The organism is Pseudomonas sp. TE3728 (assembly GCF_056279145.1).
In genome coordinates, this window is the sequence record NZ_JBWBQT010000001.1 from 1,319,888 (window position 1) to 1,338,581 (window position 18,694).

Consider the following 18,694-nt stretch of genomic DNA (forward strand, 5'->3'; position numbering starts at 1 on the left):
TTACCGAGTAGTCCAAATGTCCGATCGCAGCGTTCGCCTTCAAGCTCTCAAGCACGCCCTCAAAGAGCGCATCCTGATTCTCGATGGCGGCATGGGTACGATGATCCAGAGCTACAAGCTCGAGGAGCAGGATTACCGTGGCAAACGCTTCGCCGACTGGCCGAGCGATGTCAAAGGCAACAACGACCTGTTGGTGCTGACGCGTCCTGACGTGATTGGCGGCATCGAGAAGGCCTATCTGGACGCCGGCGCCGACATACTGGAAACCAACACCTTCAACGCCACCCGGATTTCCATGGCCGATTACGGCATGGAAGAACTCGCCTACGAATTGAACGTAGAAGGCGCTCGCCTGGCCCGCAAGATTGCCGATGCGAAAACTCTCGAGAACCCGGACAAGCCGCGTTTCGTCGCTGGCGTACTCGGCCCGACCAGCCGCACCTGCTCGCTGTCGCCGGACGTGAACAACCCTGGCTACCGCAACGTGACCTTCGATGAGCTGGTGGAGAACTACACCGAAGCCACCAAAGGCCTGATCGAAGGCGGCGCCGACCTGATCCTGATCGAAACCATTTTCGACACCTTGAACGCCAAGGCGGCGATCTTCGCTGTACAGGGTGTTTACGAAGAGTTGGGCGTCGAGTTGCCGATCATGATCTCCGGCACCATCACCGACGCCTCTGGCCGCACCCTCTCCGGCCAGACTACCGAAGCGTTCTGGAACTCGGTGGCTCACGCCAAGCCGATCTCCGTTGGCCTGAACTGCGCCCTGGGCGCCAGTGAACTGCGCCCGTATCTGGAAGAGCTGTCGAACAAGGCCAGCACCTACGTGTCGGCGCACCCGAACGCAGGCCTGCCGAACGAATTCGGCGAGTACGACGAGCTGCCGGCCCAAACCGCCAAGGTCATCGAAGAATTCGCCCAAAGCGGCTTCCTGAACATCGTCGGCGGCTGCTGCGGCACCACGCCGGGCCACATCGAAGCCATCGCCAAGGCGGTGGCCGGCTATGCGCCGCGCGAGATTCCGGACATTCCCAAGGCCTGCCGCCTGTCGGGCCTGGAACCGTTCACCATTGATCGCAGCTCGTTGTTCGTCAACGTCGGCGAGCGGACCAACATCACCGGTTCCGCCAAATTCGCCCGTCTGATCCGTGAAGACAATTACACCGAAGCCCTGGAAGTCGCCCTGCAGCAGGTCGAAGCCGGCGCCCAAGTGATCGACATCAACATGGACGAAGGGATGCTCGATTCGAAGAAGGCCATGGTGACCTTCCTCAATCTGATTGCTGGTGAACCGGACATCTCCCGCGTGCCGATCATGATCGACTCCTCCAAATGGGAAGTGATCGAAGCCGGCCTCAAGTGCATCCAGGGCAAGGGCATCGTCAACTCGATCAGCATGAAAGAAGGCGTCGAGCAGTTCATTCATCACGCCAAACTGTGCAAACGCTACGGCGCCGCGGTGGTGGTGATGGCCTTCGACGAAGCTGGCCAGGCCGACACCGAAGCGCGCAAGAAAGAAATCTGCAAACGCTCCTACGACATTCTGGTCAACGACGTCGGCTTCCCGCCGGAAGACATCATCTTCGACCCGAACATCTTCGCCGTGGCCACCGGTATCGAAGAACACAACAACTACGCTGTGGACTTCATCAACGCCTGCGCCTACATCCGCGACGAACTGCCGTACGCCCTGACTTCCGGCGGCGTGTCGAACGTGTCGTTCTCGTTCCGTGGCAACAACCCGGTGCGCGAGGCAATTCACTCGGTGTTCCTGCTGTATGCGATCCGTAATGGCCTGACCATGGGTATCGTCAACGCCGGCCAACTGGAGATCTACGACCAGATCCCTGCCGAGCTGCGCGACGCCGTCGAAGACGTGATCCTCAACCGCACCCCGGAAGGCACCGACGCCCTCCTCGCCATCGCCGACAAGTACAAGGGCGACGGCAGCGTCAAGGAAGCCGAGACCGAAGAGTGGCGCAACTGGGACGTCAACAAGCGTCTGGAGCATGCGCTGGTCAAGGGCATCACCACCCACATCGTGGAAGACACCGAAGAGTCGCGTCAGTCCTTTGCGCGCCCGATCGAAGTGATCGAAGGCCCGCTTATGTCCGGTATGAACATCGTCGGCGACCTGTTCGGTGCCGGTAAAATGTTCCTGCCGCAAGTGGTGAAATCCGCCCGCGTGATGAAGCAGGCCGTGGCCCACTTGATTCCGTTCATCGAACTGGAAAAAGGCGACAAGCCAGAAGCCAAGGGCAAGATCCTCATGGCCACGGTCAAGGGCGACGTACACGACATCGGCAAGAACATCGTCGGCGTGGTGCTGGGCTGCAACGGCTATGACATCGTCGACCTTGGCGTGATGGTACCGGCAGAAAAGATCCTGCAAGTCGCCAAAGAACAGAAATGCGACATCATCGGCCTGTCCGGCTTGATCACGCCCTCACTGGACGAGATGGTTCACGTGGCCCGCGAGATGCAGCGTCAGGACTTCCATCTGCCGCTGATGATCGGTGGCGCGACCACCTCCAAGGCGCACACGGCGGTGAAGATCGAGCCCAAGTACAGCAACGACGCGGTGATCTACGTCACCGACGCCTCCCGCGCCGTCGGCGTGGCGACGCAATTGCTGTCCAAGGAGCTGAAGGCCGGTTTCGTCGAGAAGACTCGCCTGGAATACATCGACGTTCGCGAACGCACCGCCAACCGCAGCGCCCGTACCGAACGCCTGAGCTACCCGGTGGCCATCGCCAAGAAGCCGCAGTTCGACTGGGGCAGCTACGAACCTGTCAAACCGACGTTCACCGGCGCCAAAGTGCTGGACAACATCGACCTGAAGGTGCTGGCCGAGTACATCGACTGGACACCGTTCTTCATCTCCTGGGACCTGGCCGGTAAATTCCCGCGCATCCTCAAGGACGAAGTGGTCGGTGAAGCCGCCACCTCGCTGTACGCCGATGCCCGGGAAATGCTTGCCAAACTGATCGACGAAAAGCTGATCAGCGCCCGTGCGGTGTTCGGTTTCTGGCCGGCCAATCAGGTGCGCGACGATGACATCGAAGTCTACGGCGATGACGGAAAGCCATTGGCCAAGCTGCACCACTTGCGTCAGCAGATCATCAAGACCGACGGCAAACCGAACTTCTCCCTGGCCGACTTCGTTGCGCCCAAGGACAGCGGCGTGACCGACTACGTGGGGGGCTTCATCACCACCGCCGGGATCGGCGCCGAAGAAGTGGCCAAGGCCTATCAGGATGCGGGCGACGACTACAACTCGATCATGGTCAAGGCCCTGGCCGACCGCCTGGCCGAGGCCTGTGCCGAGTGGCTGCACCAACAGGTGCGTAAAGATTACTGGGGCTACGCCAAGGACGAGACGCTGGACAACGAGGCACTGATCAAAGAGCAATACACCGGCATCCGCCCTGCTCCAGGCTACCCGGCCTGCCCGGATCACACCGAGAAAGCCACGCTGTTCAAGCTGCTGGACCCGGAAGCGGAAGAGCTCAAAGCCGGCCGCAGCGGCGTGTTCCTCACCGAGCACTACGCCATGTTCCCGGCGGCAGCGGTCAGCGGCTGGTACTTCGCTCACCCACAGGCGCAGTACTTCGCCGTGGGCAAGATCGACAAGGATCAGGTGCAGAGCTACACCTCGCGCAAAGGCCAGGAGTTGAGCGTGACCGAGCGTTGGCTGGCGCCGAACCTGGGTTACGACAACTAACCCCCATCCCCTGTGGGAGCGTGGCTTGCCCGCGATGAACGATGACGCGGTTTCCCTGTGAGACCGCGGCGCGTCCATCGCGGGCAAGCCACGCTCCCACAGGTTTCGGGTGTATTGTCTATGCTTAGCTCTCACATATACGTGACGGGGGATTTATGGACGATCCAGTCGACAACAACAAGCCACCGACTTTCTGGCAGATGCTGCACAGCGTCTTGGCGGCGGCGTTTGGGGTGCAGAGCGGGAAGAACCGGGCCCGGGATTTCACCCACGGCAAGCCGAGTCATTTCGTGATGTTGGGGATTCTGTTCACGGCAGTGTTCGCGTTGACGCTGTTTGGCATCGTCAAACTGGTGGTGTACCTGGCGGGTATCTGAACCGGCTCAGTGCATCAGGGCTTGCAAGCTGAACGGGTAGCGATACGACGTCGGCCGCCCCTTGGCGGAGAGCTTCTGGAAATCCACGCCATAATCCTGAGTCGCACTCAACGCCAGCAACCGCTTGGCTTGTGCGTGATTGATCAGCTGCAACAACGGAATCTGCCGGTCGCGCCCGCCGTACTGACTGACATCCACCCCCTGATCGTAGTCATGCAGTTGCACCAAGGCCCAACCACCCAGAGTGAAGTGCCCGCCCATCAGCACACTCAACCGCCCTTCCAACAGCGCCTGTAACGCAGTCGGTGAATTATTGACGGCGCTGAACAGCGCGTCCTTGCCGGGTTGGCCGCCCGTTTCGGCGTAGGCCTGCATGGCACCAAAGGCCATTTCATCGTTGGCCGACCAGACCAGCGACGTTTGCGGGTAACGCTTGAACAATAACCTGGCCTGTTCATAGGCGCGCTCGCGGGTCCAGCCGCCATAGACCAACTGGCGCAACCGCACTTCAGGGTGTTCGGCCAATGCCCGCATCATGCCCTTCTCGCGCTGTTGCGCGGCTGGCGTGATCTTCAGGCCGGAGAAGGCCACGAGATCAATGACCTGACCGGGCGCGACCGGGCGATGCAGGCGAATCAGCTCCTTGAGCATCAAGTAGCCGCCCTCCTCATTGTTGGGCACCAGGCTGCCCAACCAGTCGGGATACTTCTGCGGCTGGGCGCCGAGCAAGCGCATCTGGTCTGCGGTCAAGCCGTTGTTGACCAAAAACAGCTTCACACCGCTGCCTTGAGCCAGACGCAGGATTTCGGGCGCAACGTACAGTTCGTTGACGAACACCAGATAATCCGGTCGATTCGGCCCTTGCAGGGCTTCGCGGGCTTGCTTGAGTGTGGTTTCAGCGTTTCGCTCGGAATACTGGATGCGCAAATCCATGCCCAGGTCCTTGGCTGCGGCCTGCATGAACTGCGAGTAACTGACCCAGAACACCTCTTGGGTAGTCCCGGGATTGAGGAACAATACGGACGCGGCCTGGGCACACGGTCCCAAGACCGTACCAAGCGCCAGCACAACACCACAGATGAACTTCAACATTAAACGTCCGAGCCCCCGAAAATCCGCTGCGCATTATAGCCAGCGAAGTTTCTGGAACGGCGCTTATTCCGGCTTTTGTCCGACAATCGTCGGCGCCGGGCCCGGACGGGGTCGTTTATTGATGGCTGACCCAGAACACCGCTGTGCCCACGACCAGGATGATCAGGAACAAAATCGCCCAGGCATCGACCGTGCTATCGCTTTTCCCTGCTTTGGTTGGGTTGCTCATTGCATCGCCTCTTGTCGGTTTTATCGGTGATTGCATAAAGACTCGACCACAGTTAAGACGATGATTGCCCGCACCACAAATGTGGGTTTTACCCCCATGAGTTTCATTAGTCGTTTTGGTTCTTTGCATATACTCAAACATCACTTTTGCGCATAACTGCAAACTGGTATCTTGCGTCGGCTCCGTTGGGAGTGCGCGGCCGTGCGCGCAGAATTGCCGAGGCTGTATCGGATGAAAGCTAGCGAAAACGCAGCTGTATCCAACCGGCCCAAGCCTGAGAACAGGACTTATATGTACGTATACGACGAGTACGATCAGCGGATCATCGAGGACCGCGTCAAGCAGTTCCGTGATCAGACCCGACGCTATCTGGCAGGCGAGCTGAGCGAAGAAGAATTCCGCCCCCTGCGCCTGCAAAATGGCCTTTATATCCAGCGCTTCGCCCCGATGCTGCGGGTGGCGGTGCCTTATGGCCAACTGACTTCGCGCCAGACGCGAATGATGGCCAAAATTGCCCGCGACTACGACAAGGGCTACGCCCACATCAGTACCCGGCAGAACGTGCAGTTCAACTGGCCGGCCCTGGAAGACATCCCGGACATCCTGGCTGAACTGGCCACCGTGCAGATGCATGCGATCCAGACCAGCGGCAACTGCCTGCGCAACGTTACCACCGACCAGTTCGCCGGTGTCGCGGCCGACGAATTGATCGACCCGCGTCCATGGTGCGAAATCGTCCGCCAGTGGACCACGTTCCACCCGGAATTCGCCTACCTGCCGCGTAAATTCAAAATCGCCATCAACGGTTCGACGTCCGACCGTGCGGCCATTGAAGTCCATGACATTGGCCTTGAGCCAGTGCACAACGCCGCGGGCGAACTGGGTTTCCGTGTGCTGGTCGGTGGCGGCCTGGGCCGTACGCCGGTGGTGGGCGCGTTCATCAACGAGTTCCTGCCGTGGCAGGACTTGCTGAGCTATCTCGACGCCATCCTGCGGGTTTACAACCGCTACGGCCGTCGCGACAACAAATACAAGGCGCGGATCAAGATTCTGGTCAAGGCCCTGACACCTGAAGTGTTCGCGCGGAAAGTCGATGCGGAAATGGAACACCTTCGCGGTGGCCAGACCACGCTGACCGAGGCCGAAGTGCATCGCGTGGCCAAACACTTCGTTGATCCGGAGTACAAGGCGCTGGACAACCAGACCTTGGCGTTGGCCGAACTCGATAAAGAACACCCGGGCTTCGCGCGCTGGCGCACCCGCAATACCCTGGCCCACAAGAAACCGGGTTACGTAGCCGTGACCCTGTCCCTGAAGCCGACTGGCGTTGCGCCGGGCGACATCACCGACAAGCAGCTTGATGCCGTTGCCGACCTCGCCGATCGTTACAGCTTCGGTCAGCTGCGCACTTCCCACGAGCAGAACATCATTCTGGCTGACGTTGAGCAGAGCCAATTGTTCGCCCTGTGGAGCGAGTTGCGCGAGCAAGGTTTCGCCACACCGAACATCGGCTTGCTGACCGACATCATCTGCTGCCCGGGCGGCGACTTCTGCTCGCTGGCCAACGCCAAGTCGATCCCGATCGCCGAGTCGATCCAGCGCCGTTTCGACGACCTGGACTACCTGTTCGACATTGGCGAACTGGACCTGAACATCTCTGGGTGCATGAACGCCTGTGGTCACCACCACGTCGGCCACATCGGCATTCTCGGGGTGGACAAGAAAGGCGAAGAGTTCTACCAGGTGTCCCTGGGTGGCAGCGCCAGTCGCGATGCAAGCCTGGGCAAGATCCTTGGCCCGTCTTTCGCACAGGAAGCCATGCCTGACGTGATCGAGAAGCTGATCGACGTGTACATCGAACAACGTACCGAAGACGAGCGCTTCATCGACACCTATCAGCGTATCGGCATCGACCTCTTCAAGGAGCGCGTCTATGCAGCGAATAATTAAGAACAACGAAGTCGTCGACGAAACCTGGCACTTGCTGCCGAAAGATTTCAACATCGACGAGATCAGCAATTGCGACGACCTGATCGTCCCGCTGCAACTGTGGCGCGAACACAGCCGTATGCTCAAGGCTCGCGATGGCGGCCTGGGTGTGTGGCTGGACGCCGATGAAGAAGCCGAGGAAATCGGTGAAGACGTGGATAATTTCCAGGTGATCGCCTTGAACTTTCCGGCCTTCACTGATGGGCGCAACTACTCCAACGCTCGCTTGCTGCGTGACCGTTACGGTTTCAAAGGCGAATTGAGGGCGATTGGCGATGTGCTGCGCGACCAGTTGTTCTACCTGCACCGCTGCGGTTTTGACGCGTTTGCGATTCGCGCCGATAAAGACCCGTACGAAGCCCTTGAAGGCCTCAAGGACTTCTCGGTGACCTATCAGGCCGCCACCGACGAACCGCTGCCGCTGTTCCGTCGCCGTTGATGTCCAGGCCTTGAACCCTTTGCGGGTTCAAGGCCATCCTCTTCTAGGCCTGCTCGGTGATCACCGGAAAGGGCCGCCCCATCGCTACCCAATCGCGGTAGAGCCTGGCCCGATCCTCCAGCGACATGAAAATTCCCAGCGGATTCTCAGCATCGACCTCTGTGGCCTCGACCACCCGGTTCAGCCAGTGCCACAACTCGTCCGATGCCTGCGCCTCACTCAACAGTTGCCAGACCCTCGCTTGCAACGCCATATACTCGACCTGAAAGTCCGCCGTCAGGCTGAGCCCATCGGTGAGCCTCAGGAAACGACTGCCTGACGGCTTGACCGCCAATTGCTGCCAGATCGTTCGCCTGGCTTGCTGCAGCACTTCTTCCCCCTCTTGTAACCACGCCTCTGGATTGCCATAACCGGGACCCGGCGCGTTCAACCACAGGTTGATCCCTGTGCGCTGTCGATGGCTGATCAGGCGCCGCAATGTGTCTTCGTCCGTTAACGGATTGCCCCAAAGCTGCACTCGCCCCCGAACAATGGCCTGGCTCAACACCGCCGACGGAACCCGGGTGATCCGGTTGTCACGCAGGTCCAGCGACGTCAGGTAGGGCTCGTCCCTAATCCCGATCGGGCACGTACTGATCTCTGTTTTCCTCAAATTCACCTCGCGCAGGTTGTCCATCCCTAACAACACAGGCGAAACACTCAGGGGGTTTTCACTCAGGTCCAGTGATTGCAAGTTGATCAAGTCACTCAGTTGCGACGCCGTGTTCTCCCTGAATTTGAGAAACGTGTCTTTCAGATTCAGCGTTGTGAGATGGCTCATTCGCGCGATTGCAGGCGGCAAAACACTCTCCAGCTCCCCCATGGCGTCAGATAGCCGCAGATCGACTTTCTCCAGATTCAATACCCGCAGATTGGGGAAAGACTCCAGGAACCCGTTCAGGCTCTCACGCTCTGTCAGGTGAAATCCGCGCATCGACAACTCGATCACCTCGTTGAACTTGATGTTCATGATCGGCAAGCGGTGGTAGTCCTCGAATTCCAGATCCAGTTTGTATCCCGCTAACGCTTCGCCGGAATAGAGGCGATTGGCCTGCGAAGGACACTTTTGCCAGATTGAGATCAGCTCGTCAGCCAGTTCTATTCGGGTCTCGCGCTCGAGTTCCATCGCGTGCTGCACCAGCGCGACGTTATGCACCGCGATTTGCGCATGAGTCATGCCCACAGCGTCCTCGTCGCCAGCGGCCAGAAAGTCGATGTCCATGTCATCGACATCCTGCAGGGACCGGTCGATCCAACTGGTCAAATCCGTACTCAATTGCTCAGACTGTTGCTTCAGACCATCGAGGCGTGACTGAGCGCTTGCTCCGGCATGTTGCAGCCATTCATCGGCCTGCGCATTGCCGAAGTCGGGATAGAGGTCCCTGACTTGCAGTCTCATCGTCTCGTGAGTCAACGCCGTAGCCTGGAGGGTCGTCGGAAAGCCGCCGCCCCTCAAACCCTGCATTTCGAAAGGCAGCCCCCCGTCCATTCTGCCCAGGCCCAGGCCGAACTCGGCGCGCGATAGCGTCCGGTCGCGAAGGTTGAGCTTCAGTTCGTTGGCCGGGTTCAGCGACTGCAACTGCAGCGCCGCCCGCTCATCCGCGGACAACACCCCGATGACGGCCCCGTAAAAGTCCGCGTGCGCGATGGCTTGGGCGGCCACATCGACGTATTGATAGTGGTCGCCGATTTTGATCAAGCGACGACAATCAGCCGCATCAAGCGAACCGCAACGATCCAGCACCCGACCTTGCAGCGAGCCGTCTAGCACCTCGATTCGCAGGCCTTTTGGCCATCCGGGCAAGTTTCTCAGCGAATGCAAGGCCAGCGTGTCCGAATCAGAATGGGCCACGGATCGCAGATAAAGGCCTTCGTAAGCACGGGTCAGCCTCACATGCTGCTGATACTGGCGTGCCTTGCCATCCAGTTGCCTGAATACCCCCTTGATCTCGATCGCATCCGGCGTCTCTGTGAACGCTATGCCACAGCGATCAAGCATCTGCTCCACCGCACTTTTCGGCAGGCCGGGATATTGCTGTTGAAACAATCGGACCCATTCATGCTCCGAGTGCTGGAGCGCCTGATAGCGAGCGTTGAATAACTCCACTCGCCGGGCCTGCAATGCCTCGCTCCCGTCAGCCTGCGCTTTATCGATGGCCTCCACGACGCCCTGATCGATTTTGAAGCGGCTGATAGTGTCGGCCAACACAGGCGTGGGTTGACGACCGGCCTGCATCATTCGCAGCAGATCGTCATCAACGGCGCTGACCTTGCCGATTTGCGCCAGCACTTCGTCGCTGAAGGCGTCCACCGGGGCGCCGATCCCTCGCAGCAGGCTCAGACGGGTCGGCATCTGCGCGGCCGACTCCAGAGGGGCGACATGAACGGGTGGAGCGTCCACCGGCATACCATCGAGCTGCACAGCAGGCTCCTCGACCCCGTGCTCGGCCCTGCCCAGCGCGGCGGCCTCGGCGCCTTCGCCTTTTAAAGAAGCGCCAGCCCCGGCCAGCGGCAGTGCGTTGAGCAAGCCGAACACGGTACGCGTTACGCCTTCAGAACGCTCACTGGCCGTTTTCCCCTCGATGGCCTCATCCAGACCGTAACCGGCGTCAATAAGCCCGGCCAGCACCAACAATCCCTCACCTCCGGGCACAAACAACGCCAGTGGCCCGAACCGGTTGATCCATTGCACGATCGGCTCGACGAAAGCGCTCAGATTGTCACGGTTGACCTGGGCATCGTCGCGGATGGTCTTGACGCTGTCCTGGGCGGCCTGCTTCATGGAACTCACCAACCGCGCAAAAGGGTCGGATGCGCCGGGGGAGCGATCAAAATTGATGTAATCGCCCGGATCCCAATGGCCATCATCGTTGAAGAACCCGGCATTCTTCGTCAGCTTGTGCATCCTGGGATAAACCGCCATGCCCTCCAGTGCGGTCAGTACCCCCGCATGAAAGGTGCCGTCCTCGCGATCCTCTTCGGAAAAGTGAGCCGCCAGTGCCTGTTTCGTATCGGCCTTCCTGCCCTGAGCCACGATCCATTGACGCAACTGCCGGCTATCGGTGAATTCATGCAGCGGTGAAGAATTGCCAGGGATGTACAGCAGCACCCTGGCGCCTGATCGCGCTCGAAAACACCAGATATCGGTTGCCGTATAACGGTACAGTTTCAACCGACTCGCCTCGACGCTCGGGGGCATTCTTGTCGGCGCTTGCAGTTGCTCGATTGTCAGCGTTTCCCAAGTCTGCGCGGCAGGCAACCCGGCGGCTTGCATAGCGAGTTCCAGCCCCTTTCGGGACAGGCACCGTTCTTGATATTGCAGCCGGGCCGCCATGACGAAAGCCGCCTTGACTGATGTCCTCAGGGCATAAGGACCGGGAGCAGCAATGACCGCGTCCGACGGCCAGGCCTGATCAAGATAAGCCTGGTATCGACGGGCAAGAAACAACCCCCAGACCCACTGCTTGAAATCGGCAGGCCGCAGATTGATTTGCGTGTGCGGGCCATAGGATTGCGGAACCGTGGCGCGGTAAATCCCTTCATAGGTGTCGTGATTGCCATTGCCTACATAGGCAAACTCATCGACCTTCTCGACAATGCGCACCGACGGCCCGATGTCGGGCGGTGTGTACAGCCCAAACGCGGTTTCGCCGAAGCGCCCGTCGCCCACCGTCTGATAATTGCCAAGCAGCGCCTGGATCAGGGTGCGAGAACTTCCCACCCGCCCCTGGTGGACACCGTTCTCAGGAGGATGCCCATGGTAGTTATAGTCGAGCGTTACCAGCAGGGCTGTTTGCGGATCAATGTCGGCTCCCCACTTCTCCTTGATCAAGCGCTCACCAAACTGAGCGGGAGTTTGCGCAAGTGCGGTCTCCACCGCGGCCTTCAGTTCGTTACGCATCAGGACATTGCGCGTTGGGGCGTCGCCATGGGCGTGATCATTCATGTGCATTCCATTGCAAACTATTGGGAGTCACCAGAATATCCAGGTGCAACTCAAGCGTAAGTCGGAATGATCGGCAGGCCAGTTAGGACGTTTCGCAGAGCCCGCAGGAAAGTGAACAGTCTTAAATGTCGGACGAAAAAAAACCGCGGAAATCCGCGGTTTGATTTTTTCCGGAGACGCCTGCCAGAGGCTTACCAGAAGCGTTGCTGGGTCAAGCGGCTCCACCAGCTCAGTAATACACGATCGACCGAACCGCTGGCCGCGATACCGATGCGCTCCTGCAGGCTTTTGCGTTCGGCGTAATGCAAGTGGTAGAGCTCAGACTGCTTGGCGCGTTCGGCAAGGTATTCATCGCTGGTCTTGAGTTCATCCACCAGTTGCTTGTCGAGCGCCGCAATGCCCAGCCAGATTTCACCGGTGGCCACTTCGTCGATAGCCAATTGCGGGCGATAGCGGGAAACGAAGTTCTTGAACAGCTGGTGGGTGATGTCCAGGTCTTCCTGGAATTTCTCTCGGCCCTTCTCGGTGTTTTCGCCAAACACTGTCAGGGTGCGCTTGTACTCGCCAGCCGTCAGTACTTCGAAGTCGATGTCGTGTTTTTTCAGCAGGCGATTGACGTTGGGCAACTGCGCCACCACGCCGATCGAGCCGAGGATCGCGAATGGCGCACTGATAATCTTCTCGCCGATGCACGCCATCATGTAGCCGCCGCTGGCCGCGACCTTGTCGATGCACACGGTCAACGGCACGCCGGCTTCACGAATCCGCGCCAGTTGCGAAGACGCCAGGCCATAGCTGTGGACCATGCCGCCGCCGCTTTCCAGGCGCAGCACCACTTCATCCTTGGGCGTGGCTAGGGTCAGCAGCGCGGTGATCTCGTGGCGCAGGCTCTCAGTGGCCGACGCCCTGATGTCACCATCAAAATCCAGCACGAACACCCGTGGTTTGGCCTCGGGTTTCTTCTTTTGCTTTTTCTCGGTTTTAGCCTGGGACTTGCGCAGGGCCTTGAGCTGATCCTTGTCGAGCAAGGTTTGCTCCAGGCGTTCGCGCAGCCCTTTGTAGAAATCATTGAGTTTGCTGACCTGCAGCTGACCGGCTGACTTGCGCCGACCTTTGCTGCGCAACGCCGCAAAACTGGCCAGGACCACCAGGATGGCAATCACCAGAGTCACGGTCTTGGCCAGAAAAATGGCGTACTCGAACAAAAGCTCCACAGGGACTCCTTCAATCAATGCGCGGGGTAAACACGCGCGGGATACCTCCAGCATACCCATCCGCCGGCCCGACGGCCAGCCGTGAAACCTCTGGCAACAGGCCTGTAACGGGCATTTCAAACAAGCGTATGTTTTTTCATTGACAGCTCACCGCCATCCTCATAACCTCGCCAAACCTTCAACGTACCGGGATGACGCGGACGTGGGCAGCATCTACTTGATTCGACATGGCCAGGCCTCCTTTGGTGCAGACGACTATGACGTCCTGTCGCCGACCGGTATTCGCCAGGCAGAACTCCTCGGTCAGCACCTGGCCGAACTCGGTGTCAGCTTCGATCGCTGCCTGTCGGGCGACCTGCGCCGCCAACAACACACCGCCAACAGTGCGCTGGAACAGTTCGCGGCCGTCGGTATGCCGGTGCCTGCCCTGGAAATCGATTCCGCTTTCAATGAATTCGATGCCGACGCAGTGATCCGCGCCCTGCTGCCGGCGATGCTGGAGGACGAGCCTCAAGCGCTGGATATCCTGCGCAACGCGGCACAAAACCGTGCTGAATTCCAACGCATCTTTGCCTTGATCGTCGAGCGCTGGCTTGCCGGCACCTACGACACACCGGGACTGGAAAGCTGGCTGGGCTTCGTCGAACGCGTACAGAGCGGTCTGCATCGATTGCTCGAACAAGCCGACAATACCCAGAAAATCGCTGTGTTCACCTCCGGCGGCACTATCACTGCCCTGCTCCACCTCATTACGCAAATGCCCGCAAAGCAGGCCTTTGAACTGAACTGGCAAATCGTCAACACCTCGCTCAACCTGCTCAAGTTTCGCGGGCGCGAGGTGGCCCTGGCTTCCTTCAACAGTCATGCACACCTGCAACTGTTGAAGGCCCCGGAACTCATCACGTTTCGCTGAGTCCGGATTATTGTGACCCTGGCTGTAATCACCCAGCTCTTATTACCCAAGAAAGGATCGAACCATGACCTCCGTAGCTGATGCCGTACAAGCAATGAAAGCCAAGTTCAACCCAGCCGCTGCTGCCGGTCTGGACCTGGTATTCGGTTTTCGCATCGACGACACCAAGAACTTCTCGCTGATCGTCAAAGACGGCACCTGCGAACTGCAAGAAGGTGAGAACCCGGACGCCCAGGTGACTCTGGTCATGGACGGCGAAACCCTGGAAGGCATCGTCGACGGTTCGACCGACGGCATGCAAGCGTTCATGGGCGGCAAACTGCGCGCTGAAGGCGACATGATGCTGGCCATGAAACTGTCCGAGCTGTTCCCGGCCTAAGCACGCCGCTCCCGTCTTTCGGGAGCACGTCTGGCTGCAAACGAATCCCGCCCCTCGTGGCGGGATTCGTCGTTTTTCGCCCTCGGAAAACGGCTATCTGTGGATTTGCCGACTATATTCCTTCTGGCCGCATGCGTCAGACATCGGCTGTTGATCCCCGCTTCTTTGTGAAGAACTTTGTGGAGAGCGCTGCCATGAGCCCACCTGACGAGCACAACGACTTCAGCCGTCGCCGTGTACTGCAAGGCCTCTCGGCAGGCGCCGTCGGTGCCTGGGTCAGCCCACTATTCGCAGGGAGTAAAGCCATGCCCGATACCCCAGCCGACCTGATTTTGTACAACGGACGCCTGCACACCGTTGACCGCAAGAAACCCCAAGCCAGTGCCGTCGCGATCAAGGACGGGCGCTTCGTGGTGGTCGGCAGCGACGCCCAGGCCATGGCCCTGCAAGGCCCCGGCAGTCAAATCATCGACCTGCATGGCCGCACGGTGATTCCCGGTCTCAACGACTCTCACCTGCACTTGATCCGTGGCGGCCTGAATTACAACCTCGAACTGCGCTGGGAAGGCGTGCCGTCTCTGGCCGATGCCTTGCGCATGCTCAAGGATCAGGCCGATCGCACGCCAACGCCGCAATGGGTGCGGGTGGTCGGTGGCTGGAACGAGTTCCAGTTTGCCGAGAAGCGCCTGCCGACGATTGAAGAACTGAACAAGGCCGCGCCGGACACCCCGGTATTCGTTCTGCATCTTTATGATCGCGCCCTGCTCAATCGCGCGGCGTTGAAAGTGGTCGGCTATACACGCGACACGCCAAACCCGCCGGGCGGCGAGATCCAGCGCGATGCCAATGGCGACCCCACCGGCATGCTGATCGCCCGACCCAACGCAATGATCCTCTACTCGACCCTGGCCAAGGGACCGAAATTACCGCTGGAGTATCAAGTCAACTCGACCCGCCAGTTCATGCGTGAACTCAATCGGCTGGGCGTCACCAGCGCCATCGATGCCGGCGGCGGTTATCAGAATTACCCGGACGATTATCAAGTCATCCAGCAACTGGCCAAAGACCAACAGCTCACAGTGCGCATTGCCTACAACCTGTTCACCCAAAAACCCAAGGAAGAGCTGGCCGATTTCAAAAACTGGACCAGCACCTCCCATTACGGTCAGGGCGATGACTTCCTGCGGCACAACGGTGCCGGGGAAATGCTGGTGTTCTCGGCAGCCGATTTCGAAGACTTCCTCGAACCTCGCCCAGACTTGCCGCAGACCATGGAGCAGGAGCTGGAGCCGGTGGTGCGGCATCTGGTGGAACAGCGTTGGCCCTTCCGTCTGCATGCCACCTACAACGAATCCATCAGCCGCATGCTCGACGTGTTCGAGAAGGTCAACCGGGATATTCCGTTCGACGGTTTGCCATGGTTCTTCGATCACGCCGAAACCATCAGCCCACGGAACATTGAGCGGGTCAAAGTGCTCGGTGGCGGCATCGCCATCCAGGACCGCATGGCATTTCAGGGCGAGTACTTTGTCGACCGTTACGGCGCGAAGGCGGCCGAAGCGACACCACCGATCGCACGCATGCTGGCCGAGGGTGTGCCGGTGGGCGCCGGTACCGATGCCACGCGAGTCTCCAGCTACAACCCCTGGACTTCCCTGTACTGGCTGGTCAGTGGCCGTACCGTCGGCGGGCTGGCGCTGTACCCGCAAGGTTTGAGCCGTGATACGGCGCTGGAATTGTTCACCCACGGCAGCGCCTGGTTTTCCTCCGAACAAGGCAAGAAAGGCCAGATCAAAGTCGGACAACTGGCGGACCTGATTGCGCTGTCGGCGGACTACTTCCACATCGAAGACGAAGCCATCAAATGGATCGAGTCGGTGCTGACCATTGTCGATGGCAAGATCGTCTACGGCAGCGTCGAGTTCGAAAAACTGGGGCCTGCGCCGATTCCGGTAGTGCCTGAGTGGTCGCCGGTGGTGAACGTACCGGGGCATTGGAAACCACTGGCGCCGCTGACGGCTCAGGTTCACCAATGCGTGGGCGCTTGCGCGGTGCATGCCCACAGCCATGAGCGGGCACGGTTGTCGTCGGCGCCGGTCAGTGACTTCCAAGGGTTCTGGGGGGCGTTTGGCTGTTCGTGTTTTGCGTTTTGAAAAAGAGAAAAGATCGCAGCCTGCGGCAGCTCCTACAGGATCAATGGTCACCCGCGATATTTCGGTGAATATAAATCCTGTAGGAGCTGCCGCAGGCTGCGATCTTTTGATTTTCAGCCTCAACATTCCCCAAATACATTTGAAGCAATAAAAAAACCAGGATCCACTCACCCACAGAAATAAGCCGCTCGGCCGCCAATGAAACACCCACTGACACAAGCTTGACCTCGATCAGTTGCTCCCCCCCTCGCAATCACTACTATCGCGCTTCCATCGAAGGCCACGGACGGCTCATTGGGAGCCTGCGGCCCGTCATTCTCAAGGAAGAGTCAATCGTGCGGTCACTGAAAATCATTCTGCTGGCGTCAGCGTTCAACGGCCTGACCCAGCGGGCCTGGCTGGACTTGCGTCACGCCGGTCATTCGCCCAGCGTGGTGCTGTTCACCGATGAAGAGGCGGTATGCGAGCAAATCGAACACTCCGGCGCCGACCTAGTGATCTGCCCGTTCCTCAAGGATCGGGTACCGCAACAGTTGTGGAGCAACCGCCAGCGTCCCGTGGTGATCATTCATCCGGGCATTGTCGGCGACCGTGGTGCCAGTGCGCTGGACTGGGCGATCACCCGCGAACTCAGCCGCTGGGGCGTGACCGCGTTGCAAGCGGTGGAGGAAATGGATGCCGGGCCAGTCTGGGCCACCTGTGAGTTCAACTTGCCTCAAGGCCTGCGTAAATCCGAGTTGTACAACGGGCGCGTCAGCGATGCGGCGATCTCCTGCATCCGCGAAGTGGTGGAAAAATTCATCGACGGTTTCGTGCCGGTGCCCTTGGATTACAGCCAACGCCATGTGATTGGCCATTTGCAGCCGAACATGAAGCAAGCCGACCGATCCTTCAGCTGGCACGACAGCTCACACTTCATCAAACGCTGCATCGACGCTGCCGACGGCCAGCCCGGCGTATTGGCGAGCCTGGCCGGCGGTCAGTATTACCTGTACGACGCTCACCTGGATTCACGCAGCGGCACGCCGGGGGAGATTCTCGCGGTGCATGACGATGCGGTGCTGGTGGCAACCGGCGATCACAGCCTGTGGATCGGTTCATTGCGACACAAACCCCGGCCCGGTGAAGAAACCTTCAAGCGCCCGGCCCGACATGTGCTCGCCGAACAGCTGGCGCAAGTACCTACCCTTGATTGGTCGATCGCCTCCCAGCCCTTCAGCAATGAAAGCTATCAACCGCTCCGCTATCGCGAATCGGGGCATGTCGGCGAACTGACCTTCGAGTTTTATAACGGCGCAATGAGCACCGAACAGTGCCAACGACTGGTTGAGGCCCTGCGCTGGGCCAAGTCCCGGGACACCCAGGTGCTGCTGATCAAGGGTGGGCGCGGCAGTTTCTCCAACGGCGTGCACCTCAACGTGATCCAGGCCGCAGCGGTTCCGGGGCTGGAAGCCTGGGCCAATATTCAGGCGATCGATGACGTCTGCCAGGAACTGCTCAGCGCCCGGCAACTAGTGGTCAGCGGCTTGACCGGGAATGCCGGGGCCGGCGGCGTGATGCTGGCGCTGACTGCCGATATTGTCTTGGCCCGGTCCGATATCGTGCTCAACCCTCATTACAAAACCATGGGCCTGTACGGCTCCGAGTACTGGACCTACAGCCTTCCCCGCGCCGTCGGCCAGGCAAAGGCGAAAAAACTCACTGAAGACTGTCTGCCGATCAGCGCCACCCAAGCCTTGCAACTGGGCATGGTCCAGGAAGTCGGCCCGCGCTGCCCCGACGAGTTTGGTCTGTGGTTGTTGCAGCGAGCCAATGGTGCGTTGAGTGATCCGGCATATCAGGCGGTGCGTGAACGCAAAAGCCAGCTCGAGACTCAACTGGCGCAGCACTGTCGCAATGCCGAGCTGGAAGAGATGCAGCTGGACATGGTGCAGAACCGCAAACAATTTGCCGAGAAGTGCCGAAATTTTGTGTTCAAACGCAAGGCGTGTGGCACGCCGCAGCGGTTGGTGGCGCAGTGGGCGACTGTTCGGGATGTTGAATTGGCCGGGTAATCGGAAGCGCCTGCAAAAGATCGCAGCCTGCGGCAGCTCCAGGATTTGTGTTCGCCCGATATTTCACGGCGTGCGCGATTCCAATGTAGGAGCCGCCGAAGGCTGCGATCTTTTGATCTTGCTTTCTATCCGCTGGCGGCGCC

General features: G+C 59.5%; 11 protein-coding genes. 8 read left to right on the forward strand and 3 right to left on the reverse strand.

The window, feature by feature from the left end; all coding sequences use genetic code 11:
* Window positions 1-16 precede the first annotated feature (16 nt).
* Window positions 17-3,727: a methionine synthase gene (gene metH, locus ACZ89R_RS05310; protein WP_429546456.1), complete on the forward strand. Its 3,711-nt coding sequence runs from the start codon at window positions 17-19 to the stop codon at window positions 3,725-3,727.
* A gap of 155 nt (window positions 3,728-3,882) precedes the next feature.
* Window positions 3,883-4,104: a DUF2970 domain-containing protein gene (locus ACZ89R_RS05315; protein WP_429376125.1), complete on the forward strand. Its 222-nt coding sequence runs from the start codon at window positions 3,883-3,885 to the stop codon at window positions 4,102-4,104.
* Between the two features lie 6 nt (window positions 4,105-4,110).
* Here ACZ89R_RS05315 and ACZ89R_RS05320 read toward each other — a convergent pair whose 3' ends face one another.
* Window positions 4,111-5,196 carry an ABC transporter substrate-binding protein gene (locus tag ACZ89R_RS05320; protein WP_429546455.1) on the reverse strand — a complete coding sequence of 362 codons (1,086 nt, stop codon included), beginning with the start codon at window positions 5,194-5,196 and terminating at the stop codon, window positions 4,111-4,113.
* 520 nt (window positions 5,197-5,716) lie between these two features.
* On the opposite strand from ACZ89R_RS05320, the gene ACZ89R_RS05325 reads away from it, so the two are divergent.
* Together ACZ89R_RS05325 and ACZ89R_RS05330 are read left to right on the forward strand one after the other, a co-directional pair.
* The gene (locus ACZ89R_RS05325) at window positions 5,717-7,375 is read left to right on the forward strand and encodes a nitrite/sulfite reductase (protein ID WP_429546454.1); all 1,659 of its coding nucleotides are present in this window, start codon (window positions 5,717-5,719) and stop codon (window positions 7,373-7,375) included.
* Window positions 7,359-7,853 (forward strand): DUF934 domain-containing protein, encoded by a 495-nt coding sequence (locus tag ACZ89R_RS05330; RefSeq protein WP_063340169.1) that lies wholly within the window; start codon window positions 7,359-7,361, stop codon window positions 7,851-7,853. The genes ACZ89R_RS05325 and ACZ89R_RS05330 overlap by 17 nt, the downstream gene beginning before the upstream one ends.
* 43 nt (window positions 7,854-7,896) lie before the next feature.
* Here the strand turns inward: ACZ89R_RS05330 and ACZ89R_RS05335 are convergent, their stop codons facing one another.
* Window positions 7,897-11,838: a dermonecrotic toxin domain-containing protein gene (locus tag ACZ89R_RS05335; RefSeq protein ID WP_429546453.1), complete on the reverse strand. Its 3,942-nt coding sequence runs from the start codon at window positions 11,836-11,838 to the stop codon at window positions 7,897-7,899.
* A gap of 191 nt (window positions 11,839-12,029) precedes the next feature.
* Entirely contained in the window at window positions 12,030-13,052 is a 1,023-nt protein-coding gene (gene sohB / locus ACZ89R_RS05340) for a protease SohB (RefSeq protein ID WP_476241466.1), read from the reverse strand.
* 202 nt (window positions 13,053-13,254) lie between these two features.
* Between sohB and ACZ89R_RS05345 the strand changes: the two genes are divergently transcribed.
* The 4 genes from ACZ89R_RS05345 to ACZ89R_RS05360 all read left to right on the forward strand — a co-directional run bounded on the left by ACZ89R_RS05345 (window position 13,255) and on the right by ACZ89R_RS05360 (window position 18,551).
* Entirely contained in the window at window positions 13,255-13,965 is a 711-nt protein-coding gene (locus ACZ89R_RS05345; protein WP_429546452.1) for a histidine phosphatase family protein, read from the forward strand.
* A gap of 64 nt (window positions 13,966-14,029) precedes the next feature.
* Entirely contained in the window at window positions 14,030-14,344 is a 315-nt protein-coding gene (locus ACZ89R_RS05350) for an SCP2 sterol-binding domain-containing protein (protein WP_123356684.1), read from the forward strand.
* A 305-nt stretch (window positions 14,345-14,649) separates the two neighbouring features.
* On the forward strand, window positions 14,650-16,497 hold the full coding sequence (locus tag ACZ89R_RS05355; protein ID WP_429547893.1) for an amidohydrolase: 1,848 nt from the start codon (window positions 14,650-14,652) through the stop codon (window positions 16,495-16,497).
* A 335-nt stretch (window positions 16,498-16,832) separates the two neighbouring features.
* Window positions 16,833-18,551 carry a hydrogenase maturation protein gene (locus ACZ89R_RS05360; protein WP_429546451.1) on the forward strand — a complete coding sequence of 573 codons (1,719 nt, stop codon included), beginning with the start codon at window positions 16,833-16,835 and terminating at the stop codon, window positions 18,549-18,551.
* Window positions 18,552-18,694 lie beyond the last annotated feature (143 nt).